The sequence below is a fragment of the Microbacterium sp. UMB0228 genome (genome assembly GCF_002871415.1).
Classification (GTDB): Bacteria; Actinomycetota; Actinomycetes; order Actinomycetales; family Microbacteriaceae; genus Microbacterium.
This window is the reverse complement of record NZ_PNFU01000002.1, coordinates 188,844-201,440: the sequence shown is the minus strand read 5'-3', so window position 1 is coordinate 201,440 and position 12,597 is coordinate 188,844. Positions and strand designations below refer to the sequence as shown.

The window sequence follows — 12,597 nt, the reverse complement described above, 5'->3', positions numbered from 1 at the left end:
ACATGTATCACCGAGCCCTTGCCGTGCTCCTGGTAGGTGTGATCACAATGGGCCTCATGATCGACGGTGCCCCCGGCGCCGCCTTCGATCCGGCATCCGACGACGGGCGTGCACGCTGGGAACGCGCCGCGGACCTGTTCGATGCGTGGCGCGATGGCGACGGCCGCTCGATGGACGACCTGGTACGGCTGATGACGCCTGTGCTCTGGCACGTCGTGCGCGCCTACGGCCTCGAACGCACCCTCGCGGAAGACGTCGTGCAGACGACCTGGCTCCAGCTGGTGCGCGGCCACGGCGCGATCGCCGACTCGCGTGCCGTCTCCGCCTGGCTGACGACGACCGCCCGCCGCGAGGCCTGGAAGGTCGGCAAGGCCGTCGGTCGCGTCGACACCGCCGAATCCGATGACCTGGACGCCCTCCTTCCGGAGCAGGCGTCCGCCGAGGAGCACGCCGCGCTCGACGACGAGAACCGGCGGCTCTGGGCCGCCGTCCGCCGCCTCGCCGAGCGCTGTCAGCGCCTGCTCCGGGTGATCGCCTTCGAGGACCGCCCGGACTACGCGCGCCTCGCCCGCGACCTCTCCATGCCGGTCGGCAGCATCGGCCCGACCCGCAGCCGCTGCCTCGCGAAGCTCCGCGACCTCCTCGACGCCCCGGCCACCCGGACGGAGGGACGATCATGAGCGATGAGGACGACGCCCGGCTGTTCGCCCGCCTGCGCAGCCTCTGGGGAGAGGTCGATCCGGTCCCGGCCGGCCTCATCGACCGGATGGTCGCCGCGGTCGCCGCGGACGGGCTCCACCGCGAGTACGCGCTGCTCACGCTCGTGGAAGGCCAGCTCGGGGCTGTCCGCGGCGAGACCGACGCCCTCACCCTGCAGTTCAGCGACGGCAGCACGAGCATCCTCCTCCACGTCACGACGACCGCGTCCGGGCGACGGCGGGTCGACGGCTGGGTGGACACCGTCGCGGCGGAGATCCTGTTGCTGCAGGGCGAGCGCGAGCGCCGCACGACCCCGGCGGAGACCGGCCGGTTCGTGTTCGACGAGGTGCCGTCCGGGCTCAGCCGCGTGCGCCTGACCGCGACGGTCGGCGACGAGACCCGCACCCTGGAGACCCCCCAGTTCGAGTTGTGACCCCGCATCGCCGGCGCCGTCGCCGGCGATGCCCACGGAGAGGATGACCGATGGAGCAGCCCCAGGGATGGACCTGGCAGGACCGCGCGGAGGGATCGATCCGCCGCGGCACCGCCCTCGACCCCAGCACGGAACCGGTGGACGGGATCCGGGCGTTCCCCACCGCGTACCTGCCGGAGCGCCTGCTCATCACGCGCGCTCTCGGCGAGGAGGAGGCGTACGACCGCGAGCTGCGCGCCCTGAGGGATGCCGCGGACTCCTTCGGCTGGCGGCTGGAGCTGGAGTCGCCGGAGCGCGAGATCGGGAACGGTGAGCTCGTGCCGGGTGTCGCGGGGTTCCTGCGGGCGCGGCTGACCACGCCGGATGAGCCGACCAGGGGCGAGTCCCCCGTGGCGCCCGACGCCTGGCGGGTGCTGCAGCGCGCGCGCCGGCTGTCGCGCTCGACGATGCCGCGGACCAGCCTCGAGCACGTGCTGTCGATCGACCCGGTCGGGCTCAACCCGTTCACCCGGACGAACCCGTTCACCCGGACGAACCCGTTCACGCGGACGAATCCCGTTCGCGGTGCCGCTCCCGGCGGAGGCGGCAGCGACGACTACCTGGAGCCCGGACGCGGGGCGCGGCAGCCGGTCACCTGGCTCGGTCCCGCTCCGGCTCGAGCCGCCGCTCCGAAGCGCGGACGACGACCGGTCGTGGCGATCCTCGACACCGGCTGCGGGGAGCACGCCTGGCTGCCGTCCGACATCGTCACCCGGCACGTCGAACTCGACGGCGTCCCCGTGGGCTTCACGGACGACGCCGACCCCGAACGCTACCCCGACCTGTACGGGCAGCTCGACGGCGAGATCGACGCGGTGGCCGGGCACGGCACCTTCATCGCAGGCCTCGTGCGTCAGGCGGCACCGGACGCCGACATCCTCTCCATCCGCGTCGCCGGCGCGCTCGGGGTGGTCGACGAGAGCACGCTCCTGGAAACCGTGGCGCAGGTCGTGGAACTGCTGCGGCGGCACCGCGAGGACCCGACGACGGGCTTCCCCATCGACGTGCTCAACCTCTCCCTCAGCTACTACCACGAGACCCCGACCGACGGGCTCTTCAGCAAGACCCTGTATGAGCTGCTCGCGAAGGCCAGAGAGCTCGGCTGCGTGGTCGTCTGCTCGGCCGGCAACGACGCGATCGATCGGCCGTCGTTCCCCGCCTCGCTGTGGCCGTGGCCCGGCGCCGACAACGGGCTGCCGTCCGACGACGGCGCTCCGCACGTGTCGGTCGGCGCCCTGAACCCGTCGGCGCACTCCGTCGCCCTGTTCTCGAACGTCGGCCCCTGGGTGCAGGTGTACGCCCCGGGCGCCGCCGTGGTCAGCACCTCGCCCGCCTTCGTCGGCGGCGCGCAGGCCGCGACCCGCGCGGACATCGACGGGCTGCCGCGCGAGACGCTCGACCCGGACGACTACCGCGGCGGCTTCGCGGTGTGGAGCGGCACTTCCTTCGCGGCTCCGTACATCGCCGGTCGGGTCGCGGCCCAGCTCGGCGCCGTCCCGGCCGCGGGGGTGAAGCCCGCCGTCGCCGGGAAGGCCGTCGCCGCCGTGCTGAAGTCCCTGCCGACGCCGCACGAGCGGCTCTGACCCCTCGCACCCTTCCGCACGACCGCTCCGGCACGGCATCCTGGACGGATGCCCCTGTCCGCGAGCGCGCTGCACCGACGCGGCGTCGAGGCGGCCAACGCCCGGCAGTTCACCCGTGCCAGGCGGGAACTGGAGAAGGCCGCCGCCCGCACCGACGACGCGGACCTCCGCGCCCGCATCGACGGGACGGCCGCCTACGTGCTCGCGCAGACCGGCGAGCCCGCGGCGGCGGAGGCGCTGTGCCGGGAGGCGCTGGCGCGGGACGGCCTGCAGGCCGAGACGGTCGCCCTCCTCGGCGGGCAGCTCGGCGCCCTCCTCATGCACGGGGGCCGGATGGAGGAGGCCGAGGCGAGCCTGACCACCGCGATCGACACCCTGGCCGCGACCGGGACCGAGACCCCCGCCCTCGCCAACTGCCTGATGAACCGAGCGGTGGTGCGGATGCAGCGCCATCAGCTGGACACCTGCATGGCCGACCTCCGCCGTGCGATCGGGATCTACGAGGCGCACGACGAACGGAACTCCCTCGCCGAGGCCACGCACAACCTCGGCTATGCCGCACTCCTCGGCGGCGACCTCGTGTCGGCGCTGCGCCTGATGGCCGAATCCCGGCCGACGTTCGCCGCCACCAGCGCCCTCGCCACCGCCATCAGCGACCTCGACCGCGCCGAGGTGCTCCGCGACGCCGGGCTGACGACCGAGGCGGAGGCGCTGCTCGCCCGCGTGGCCGTGCAGTTCGGTGCCCAGCGGATGCGCCAGGCCCGTGGGGAGGCGGAGTTCCACCTCGCCCGCTCGCTCGTCCGCCACGATCCGCGAGCCGCGGCGCGGGCGGCGAGGACGGCCACCCGCCGCTTCACCGCCCTCGGCAGCAGCGGCTGGGCGGCCCGCGCCGCGGCGGTGGAGCTGGAAGCCCGACAGCGGATCCGGCCCGGTCGCCCGCTCGACGCCGCCGCGTGGGAGCAAGTGGCACAGGAGCTCGACCGGAGCGGCTTCCGCACCGAGGCCACGGCCCTGCGGTTGAGCGCCCGCCGCGACGGCACCGGCCGCCTCCCCCGCATCCCCGCTTCGGCCCCGACGCCGCTCCGACTCCGCGCGCAGGAGGTCCGCGCCGCCCGCGCCGCCGGACGCGGTCGCGACGGGGACGCGCTGCGCGCCGCCGCCACCGGGCTCGACCTGCTGTCGGCATGGCAGCGCTCGTTCGGGGCCCTCGACCTGCAGGCCTCCGTCGCCATGCATGCCAGCGACCTCGTGTTCACGGGACTCGCCGCAGCCGTCCGCCGTCGCGACCCGGCGACGCTCTTCGAGTGGTCCGAGCGCGCCCGGCACCTCAGTCAGCAGGTCGCCCCGGTCCGCCCCCCGCACGACGACTCCCTCGCCGCCGACCTCGCCGAGCTCCGGATGCTGCGTGCCGACCTCGCGGGGGCGGACTGGACGACCGACCCCACCGTCCGCGCGCTCCGCGACCGGGTGCGCGAGCGGCAGTGGTCGGCCACCGGCTCCGGGGCGACGCGGGAGCGTCGGACGCTGGCCGAGGCCTCCGCGCTCCTGCCGGCCGACACGGCAGTCCTGGCCTACGTCTACACCGGCACCGGACTGCACGGGGTCGCGGTGCAGGCGGACGGCGCGACCCTCGTCGACCTGTCCTGGTCGCGAGTGCGGGCCGCTCTCGACGGCCTGCGCGCCGACCTCGACATGGCCGCTCTCACCCGGGACGGCGCGATGGGGCCGGTGACCGCGCGCGCTCTGACGGCGCGTCTCGCTGTCCTCGACGACGAGCTGCTCGGGCCGATGCGCCGGGCCGCCGCGGGCGCCACGCGGTTCGTGATCACCGTTCCCGGAATCCTCGGCGGGGTGCCGTGGGCCATGCTCCCCGGCATGCACGGCGTGCCGTTCACCCTCGCGACCTCGGTCTCGCGCTGGCTCGACGGGGAGGCCTCGGCTTCCTCAGCCCCGAGCGTCGGGTTCGCGGCGGGACCGCGCGTGCCGCGGGCGGCGGAAGAGGTCCAGCGCGCGGCGGATTCGTGGGCGGGACGGGGAACGACCCGGCTGCTGCAGGACGCCACCGCGACCGTGAGCGCCGTCACCGCGCTGGCGGCCTCCGTCGACGTGCTCCACATCGCCGCGCACGGGCGTCACGCGATCGACAATCCGCTGTTCTCCGGGTTCGAACTCGCCGACGGCGTGCTCTTCGGCTACGACGTCGACCTCATCGCCCGGGTGCCGCGGACCGTGATCCTCTCGGCGTGCGAGCTGGGTCGGTCCTCCGTGCGCTGGGGCGAGGAGGCCCTGGGCATGACGCGCGTGTGGTTGCACGCGGGCGCGGAGGCGGTGATCGCGGCTCCCGTCACGGTGCCGGACGACGACGCGTGCGAGCTCCTGACCGCGGTCCACGAGGGCCTCGCCGGCGGGGCGTCCCCCGCCGACGCCCTGGCGAGCGCCGCGCTCTCGACGGGGGTTTCCGCCCCGTTCCAGTGTCACGGCAACGGATTCTGACTTTCTTCGCCGGTGCAGGTATCAGAACCGCACCCGCCCCCTCCTGTTCTTCGGAAGGTGTCGAGCGAAAGGCCTCGAAGGGAGAGGCACGAGGGAGGCGCCGTCGGTTCTGGGGAAACGCCGCTGGGGAGCGGGAAGACGAGACGGACACCATCTGCTCCGGGAGCGTCGCGGTATGCAGCCGCGATGCTCCCGCAGGGCCTCGGCGATCTGGGGACGCCGAGGCCCTCGGGGCGCCCGCGTGCGGCCGGAGGGTCTCAGGCGAGGAGGACGGAGTACCCCGCGGCGCGCAGCGCGTCGACGGCGGCTCCGTCGGCTCCTCGATCCGTGATGACCGTGGCGAAGAGCTCCGGCCCGCCGACGGTGGAGAAGGCCTCGGCCCCGAGCTTGCTGCCGTCGGTCACGACGACGGCCCGCCGCGCGCGCTCCGCCATCATCCGGTTCACCGCCGCCTCGCGCTCGTCCTGCGTGGTCGCCCCGGCTGCCGCGTCCATCCCGTTCACGCCGATGAACGCGAGGTCCAGCCGGACGCCACGGAGCAGCTGTTCGACGAACGGGCCGACGAGCTCGTAGGTGCGCGAGTGGATGACCCCGCCCGTGACGACCACCTTGATCTCCGGCCGGGTCGCGAGCTGCGCGGCGATGTTGACCGCGTTCGTCACCACCGTGATCCCGCCCTCCGCCGCCAGGTCCTCGCGGGCGGCGAGCGCGGCCGCGATAGCGGTGGTCGTCGTGCCGCCGGAGAGGCCGACCACCATGCCGGGGGTGAGGAGCGCCGCCGCGGTCTGCGCGATGCTCTCCTTCTCGTGCGTGCGGAGATGGCTCTTGTAGCGGAGCGGCAGTTCGTAGGCGACGGTCTGGGCCACGGCACCCCCGTGCGTGCGGGTGAGCAGGCGCTGCTCGGCGAGGGAGTCGAGGTCGCGGCGGGTGGTGGCCGGGGAGGCCCCGAACCGCTCCACCAACTCCTCCACCGTCACCTCCCCGTCCGCCGCGAGGAGGTCGAGGATCGCGTGCAGTCGGGCCGCGCGCTTCACCGGTCGTCGTTTCGCGTCGAGGTCGCAGCCGTGCCCGGAACCTCTGCGACCGGAGTGGGATTCTCCGACGGCAGCAGGGCGAACAGTCGCAGCATCCGGGCGGCTTCGTCCGCGAGGGCGGCGCGGGCGGGAGCGAGGTACTTGCGGGAGTCGACGAGACGCTCGTCGGCGGCGAGCACCTCGCGGACCGCCCGCGTGAAGAAACCGTTGAGGTGGGTGGAGACGTTGACCTTCGTCATCCCGGCGCGCACGGCATCGGCGATCACGGCGTCGGCCACCCCGGACGAGCCGTGCAGCACGAGGGGCACGTCGGTCCCGTCCGCGGCGGCGCCACGCAGAGCCGCACGCAGGCGGGCGATGAGGTCGAGGTCGAGGGAGGCCGTGCGGTCGGTCATGGCGTGCGACGACCCGACGGCCACCGCGAGCGCGTCCACGCCGGTCGCGGCCACGAACGCCCGCGCCTCGTCCGGATCGGTGCGGACACCGGGGGCGTGGGCGCCGTCCTTCCCGCCCACCTCGCCGAGCTCGCCCTCCACGTACACCCCCGCCGCGCGGGCCCGGGCGGCGACCTCGGCGGTGACCTCCACGTTCTCCTCGTAGGGCAGCGCGCCGCCGTCGAACATGACCGAGCCGAAGCCGAGGGCCACGGCCTCATCGACGAGCTCCGGTCGCTCCGCATGGTCGAGGTGCACCGCCACCGGGGTCTCCGCGCGTCGTGCCGCGGCGAGCGTCGCGAGGGCGACCGGCTCCAGACCGCCGTGGTAGTCGGCGCAGTTCTGCGAGATCTGCAGGATCACGGGGAGCTGTGCGAGCGCGGAGGCCCGGACGAGGCCCTCCGCGGTCTCCAGGTGGATGACGTTGAACGCGCCGATGCCGGTGCCGGCGGTGGCAGCCGCGGAGACGAGCTCCCGAGCGGAGACGAGGGTCACGAAGGGTCCTTCCGGAAGGAGGCGGGGTCGGGGCGGGAGATGCGGAGCTGCTCCTCGAGCGCGCGCCAGCGGGGGGAGATGTCGCCGGCGAGCGGCATGAGCACGGCGGCTGCCGACCACGCGGTCGCGCGACGGAGGATGACCTCGGGGTCGCGCTCGCCCTCCGCGGTGAGCACGGCGCAGGCCGCGACCGCGGCGTCTCCGGCCCCGGTCGGGTTGCCAGAGAGCGGCTCGTCGAGTCGGGCGTGGAGGAGATCGGTCGCGGTGACCGCGAGCATGCCGTCGGCGCCGAGCGACAGGAGCACGAGCTCGGCACCGCGGGCCAGCAGCGAGCGCGCGCCCTCGACGGGGTCGATGATGCCGGTGGCCTCGGCGAGCTCCGCGGCGTTGGGCTTGAGCACGGTCGCCCGGGCGTCGGCGGCGCGCAGGAGGGCCGGGCCGGAGGTGTCGACGATCACGGGGACGCGGGCGTCCGCAGCCACCGCGACGAGCATCGGCACGAGCGACTCCGGCGCCCCGGGCGGAAGGCTCCCGGAGACGACGAGGACCGCGGCGCCGGGAAGCCGGTCGACGACCTCCGCGAGAAGCCCGCCCCACTCGGCATCGGTCGGGTTCACCCCTCGTTCGTTGACGATCGTGGTGTCGCCCGCGGCCTCGTCGACGAGGGCGATGCTGCGACGCGTGTCGGCCGCGACGGGCACGAGCACATGGGGCACGCCGCTGGCCGTGAGCTCCGCAGCGAACTCCGCGCCGACCGGACCGCCGGCCGTGGTCAGCGCGAGGACGGACGCCCCCTCGGCGTGTGCGACCCTGGCGACGTTGAGGCCCTTGCCGCCGGCGCGCGACGCCCCGGTCTCGGCGCGGTGGGTCCCGCCGGCCACGAGCCGATCGACCTGCCAGGTGAGGTCGAGCGCGGGGTTCGGGGTGACGGTGAGGATCATGCGAGCTCCCTGGCGCGGAGGGCGGCGCCGATCAGTCCCGCGTTGCCGGACAGCTCGGCGGGGACGAGCGCGGGGAGGCGGTGGAAGCTGAGGCGGGCGGCGAGACGGGACCGCAGCTCGTCGAAGAGCGCACCGCCCGCCCGCGACAGTCCGCCGCCGATCACCACGGCCTCGGGGGCGACCACGGCCGTCAGTTGCGCGAGCGACAGGGTGAGCGCGTCCAGCGCCGAGTCCCAGATGCCGGCGGCGACCCGATCCCCGGCGGCCGCCCGGGCGATGACGTCCTTGGCGCCGTCCGGGGTCGTCCCCGTGGCCTCCCGGTAGCGGCGCGCGATGGCGCCCGCCGAGGCGACGGCCTCCAGACAGCCACGGGCACCGCACGGGCACACCGGTCCGTCGGCGATCGGGGAGTGCCCGATCTCGCCGGCGTAGCCCCCGGCCGTGTAGGGGCGGCCGCCGACGAGCAGGGCACCCGCGATCCCGGTGCCGATCACGAGGATCACCGCGTCGTCGTAGGCTCGTGCGCCCCCCAGCTCGTGCTCTGCCCAGCTCGCGGCGCGCACGTCGTGGTCGAACGCGACCGGGAGGCCGAGACGCTCCGCGGCGAGCGCGCGCAGCGGCGCGTCCCGCCAGCCCATATTGCTCGCGAACACGCCGATCCCGGCGGCCGCGTCGACGATCCCCGGCACCACGAGCCCGGCGGCGCGCGGCGTCACGTCGGGATGCTCGTCACGGAGCTGCGCGGCGAGCACCTGCAGCCGGTCGAGCAGCGCAGGGGTGCGGTCGCCGTCGGCCGTGGGAGTCGGCGTGCGGCGGAGGCCGAGCGCCCGCCCTTCCGCGTCGAACAGCGCCGACTTGATGTCCGTCCCGCCGACATCGAAGGCCAGCACGGGCGACCCGGCGCCGAGCGTGCGCACTGCGGCGAGCTTCTCACCGGCCTCGTCCCTCGCGACGTCGGGGATCGCGTCCGCGGCGTCGTTCGGGGTCATCGCTCGGCTCCGGGGATCGCTGGCGTCATGCATCCAGGATGACGGATCGTGTGAGGTTGCGCGGCTGGTCGGGGTCGAGCCCGCGGGCCACGGCGCGGTCGAGGGCCGTCCGGTGCAGGCGCACGAGGTCGGCGAGCGGGTCGATAGCGCGGTGCTCGAAACGGGCGCCCGTGGCGCGCACCTCCGCGGCCAGTCCTTCCGGTGCCTCTCCGAACTGCCACGTCACCCGGCCCGGCGCGGCGATGGCGATCGGACCGTGGCGGTAGTCCATCGACGGGTACGCCTCGGTCCACGACTGCGACGACTCGCGCAGCTTCAGGGCGGCCTCGTGGGCCAGGCCGATCGTCCAGCCCCGCCCGAGGAACGTGTACTGCTCGGCGTCGCGCAGCTCGGTGTCGTCGCCCTCCTCGGCGAGCACGGCCGTGGCGTCGGCGATGGCTCCGGAGAGGTCTTCGCCCAGCGACGCGCGGAAGAGGGCGAGCGCGGTCGTGGCGAAGCGCGTCTGCACCACCGACTGCTCGTCGGCGAAGGGCAGCAGCACGGCGTCGTCGACGAGCGAGACGAGCGGGGAGTCGGGATCGCCGATCACGCCGATCGTGCGGGTGCGCCCCTTGATGCGGTCGACGAGTTCCAGCACCTCGGTCGTGGTGCCGGAGCGGGTGAGGGCGACGACCGCGTCGTAGCCGCGGTCGATGAAGGCCTCGGACGCCGCGAACGCATCGGTCTCGCCGTGGCCGGACGATTCCCGCAGCGCGGCGTACGACTGGGCCATGAACCACGAGGTGCCGCAGCCGACGACCGCGACCCGTGCCCCGCGGGCCGGCAGGAGGGCCTGCTCGGCGGTGAGCTCGGCGGCGGTGGCCCACATCTGCGGCTGGGAGCGGAGCTCTTCGCGCATGTGCGCGCCGGGCAGCGAATCGGTCATGGTGAGGCCTTTCAGACGAGTTGTTGCGTACTTGTGATTGTTTCGGGCGTGATCCGATCATAGTATTTCGTCCCAAGAGAGCAACATCTTGATTTGTTTGTTTGCCTGACAAATAATCGGGACGAGTTCCCCCGAGCCCCCGCTCGGACGATCGCGACCACCTCGGCGGCGTGATCATCACGCACCGTCGCGTGGAGTGTTCTGCGACTGTGCACCACCCCCCTCTCCGGAGAGCGGATCCCGCCCGCTGGAGCAGCACCCACAGTGAGGAATGCAATGCCCATGAACAAGTCACGGCGATACGGGGCCGCAGCGGTCGCGGCCGTCGCCACGCTGTCGCTCGCATCCTGCGGTTTCGGTGGATCGGGAGGAGACAGCGGCGGCGGCGACGACGCCAGCACGCTCGACCTGCTCGTCCCCAGCTACTCCGACGCCACGAAGGGTCTCTGGGAAGACGTCATCGATGGGTTCACCGAAGAGAACCCCGACATCACCGTCAACCTCGAGGTGCAGTCGTGGGACAACCTCGAGAAGGTCATCTCCACGAAGGTCCAGGCCGGCGAGGCGCCCGACATCTACAACGGCGGCCCCTTCGCGGGCTTCGTCGAGGACGAACTGCTCTACCCGGTCGAGGAGATCGTGTCCGACGACGTCTACTCCGACTTCCAGGACTCCTTCCTCGCCAACGCCGAGGTCGACGGCACGGCCTACGCCCTGCCGATGATCGCCTCCGCGCGTGCCCTGTTCGTCAACAACGCCCTCCTCTCCCAGGCGGGCGTCGAGGCGCCGACCGACTGGGACTCCCTGCTCGACGCGGCGACCAAGGTGTCCGGGCTCGGCGGCGGTGTCGCGGGCTACGGCATGCCGCTCGGCTCGGAGGAGGCCCAGGCCGAGGCCGCCGTCTGGCTCTGGGGCGGCGGCGGATCCTTCGGCGACGCGTCGGAGATCACCATCGAGACCCCGGAGAACCTCGTCGGCGCCGAGCAGATCAAGAAGATGATCGACGCCGGGGCGACCCAGGCCGACCCCGGCTCCACGCAGCGCTCCCCGCTGATGGACATCTTCATCCAGGGCAAGATCGGCATGCAGGTCGGCCTGCCGCCGACGGTCGGCCAGATCGCCGACAACAACCCGGACCTCGACTACTCGATCGTGCCGATCCCGACCAAGGACGGCTCGCCGTTCACCCTCGGCGTCATGGACCAGCTCATGGCGTTCGAGAACGACGGCGACAAGCAGGAGGCGATCACCAAGTTCCTCGACTACTTCTACTCGCCCGAGGTCTACGTGCCGTGGGTGCAGGCGGAGGGCTTCCTCCCCGTCACGAAGTCCGGCGCCGAGGAGCTGTCCGGCGAGGAGGCCCTCAAGCCGTTCCTCGACGTGCTGCCCGACGCGCAGTTCTACCCGTCGACCAACCCGAAGTGGTCGGCCGCGGACGGCGCCTTCAAGTCGCTGTTCGGACAGATCCAGGATCAGCCGGCGGCCGATGTGCTGAAGCAGATCCAGGACCAGGTGGACGCGGGCTGACCCGCGGAACGGAGAGGTTCGGGAAGCCCCCCATGAGCCAGACGACAGAATCCTCGAACCTCGCGGGGGCGGCCATCGGCCGCCCCCGCACCCCGGACTCCGGGACGGCCGTGCGCGGTCGCCCCGGCGGGCGGGACCTCCTGCAGGCGCTGCCGTGGATCGCCCCCGCGCTGGTGCTCATCATCGGCGTGGTGCTGTTCCCCGCCGGCGTCATGTTCTTCAACTCCACCCGCGACATCTCGCTCTCGGGCCTGGACAAGGGCTCGGTCGGCTTCGACAACTTCGTGACCGTCTTCACGTTCCCGGAGTTCTGGCCGATCTTCGTCCGCACGATCGTCTGGGTCGTGTCGGTCGTGCTGTTCACGGTCGTCATCTCGCTCGGACTCGCGCAGATCCTCAACAAGGCGTTCCCGGGTCGCCAGCTCGTGCGGATGGCGGTCATCGTGCCGTGGGCCGCGTCCGTGGTGATGACCACGATGGTCTTCTACTACAGCCTCGAGCCGTACTTCGGGGTCTTCAACAAGTTCCTCTACGACATCGGGCTCTCCGACGACGCGGTGGGCTACGGCTGGACGAAGAACCCGACGACGGCGTTCGCCTGGTCCATCGTCATCGCGGTGTTCGTGTCGCTGCCCTTCACGACGTACACGATCCTCGCGGGGCTGCAGTCCGTCCCCGCCGATGCGATCGAGGCCGCCAAGATGGACGGCGCCGGAGCGGCCCGCACCTACTGGTCGATCGTCCTGCCGCAGCTGCGCAGCGCCCTCGCCGTGGCGATCCTCATCAACATCATCAACGTCTTCAACTCGCTGCCGATCCTCAAGGTGATGACCGGGTCGATCCCGGGCTACGGCGCCGACACGATCATGACGCTCATCTTCAAGTACATCGAGCTGCAGAAGAAGGTCGACGTCGCGAGCGCCCTGTCCGTCGTGGCCTTCCTCATCGTGATCGCGATCGTCGCGGCCTACGTCAAGATCGTCAAGCCCATGAAGGAGGTCTGAT

General features: G+C 72.9%; 11 protein-coding genes. 6 read left to right on the top strand and 5 right to left on the bottom strand.

Annotated elements, in window-relative coordinates:
* The first annotated feature begins 56 nt into the window (after positions 1 to 56).
* The 4 genes from CJ226_RS05140 to CJ226_RS05125 are packed head-to-tail and all read left to right on the top strand — an operon-like array spanning position 57 to position 5,247.
* Positions 57 to 680: an RNA polymerase sigma factor gene (locus CJ226_RS05140; RefSeq protein ID WP_231729557.1), complete on the top strand. Its 624-nt coding sequence runs from the start codon at positions 57 to 59 to the stop codon at positions 678 to 680.
* Positions 677 to 1,132: a hypothetical protein gene (locus CJ226_RS05135; protein WP_102208509.1), complete on the top strand. Its 456-nt coding sequence runs from the start codon at positions 677 to 679 to the stop codon at positions 1,130 to 1,132. Before CJ226_RS05140 ends, CJ226_RS05135 begins: the two co-directional genes overlap by 4 nt.
* 50 nt (positions 1,133 to 1,182) lie before the next feature.
* Entirely contained in the window at positions 1,183 to 2,754 is a 1,572-nt protein-coding gene (locus CJ226_RS05130) for a S8/S53 family peptidase (RefSeq protein WP_062637545.1), read from the top strand.
* Between the two features lie 48 nt (positions 2,755 to 2,802).
* On the top strand, positions 2,803 to 5,247 hold the full coding sequence (locus tag CJ226_RS05125) for a CHAT domain-containing protein (protein WP_102208508.1): 2,445 nt from the start codon (positions 2,803 to 2,805) through the stop codon (positions 5,245 to 5,247).
* Between the two features lie 257 nt (positions 5,248 to 5,504).
* On the opposite strand, the gene CJ226_RS05120 is transcribed toward CJ226_RS05125, so the two are convergent.
* From CJ226_RS05120 to CJ226_RS05100, 5 genes are read right to left on the bottom strand one after another with little or no spacing between them, the layout of a single operon-like run.
* Positions 5,505 to 6,281, bottom strand: coding sequence for a DeoR/GlpR family DNA-binding transcription regulator (locus tag CJ226_RS05120; RefSeq protein ID WP_102208507.1), 777 nt, complete (start codon positions 6,279 to 6,281; stop codon positions 5,505 to 5,507).
* Positions 6,278 to 7,210 (bottom strand): class II fructose-bisphosphate aldolase, encoded by a 933-nt coding sequence (locus CJ226_RS05115; protein ID WP_102208506.1) that lies wholly within the window; start codon positions 7,208 to 7,210, stop codon positions 6,278 to 6,280. The genes CJ226_RS05120 and CJ226_RS05115 overlap by 4 nt, the downstream gene beginning before the upstream one ends.
* Positions 7,207 to 8,151, bottom strand: coding sequence for a 1-phosphofructokinase family hexose kinase (locus CJ226_RS05110; protein WP_102208505.1), 945 nt, complete (start codon positions 8,149 to 8,151; stop codon positions 7,207 to 7,209). Before CJ226_RS05110 ends, CJ226_RS05115 begins: the two co-directional genes overlap by 4 nt.
* Positions 8,148 to 9,140 (bottom strand): ROK family protein, encoded by a 993-nt coding sequence (locus CJ226_RS05105; protein ID WP_102208504.1) that lies wholly within the window; start codon positions 9,138 to 9,140, stop codon positions 8,148 to 8,150. Before CJ226_RS05105 ends, CJ226_RS05110 begins: the two co-directional genes overlap by 4 nt.
* 25 nt (positions 9,141 to 9,165) lie before the next feature.
* Entirely contained in the window at positions 9,166 to 10,065 is a 900-nt protein-coding gene (locus tag CJ226_RS05100; protein WP_060923389.1) for an SIS domain-containing protein, read from the bottom strand.
* Between the two features lie 282 nt (positions 10,066 to 10,347).
* Between CJ226_RS05100 and CJ226_RS05095 the strand changes: the two genes are divergently transcribed.
* Positions 10,348 to 11,592, top strand: a complete 1,245-nt coding sequence (locus CJ226_RS05095; RefSeq protein ID WP_102208503.1) for an extracellular solute-binding protein — start codon at positions 10,348 to 10,350, stop codon at positions 11,590 to 11,592.
* A gap of 32 nt (positions 11,593 to 11,624) precedes the next feature.
* Positions 11,625 to 12,596, top strand: a complete 972-nt coding sequence (locus CJ226_RS05090; RefSeq protein ID WP_102208502.1) for a carbohydrate ABC transporter permease — start codon at positions 11,625 to 11,627, stop codon at positions 12,594 to 12,596.
* Position 12,597: the final 1 nt, after the last annotated feature.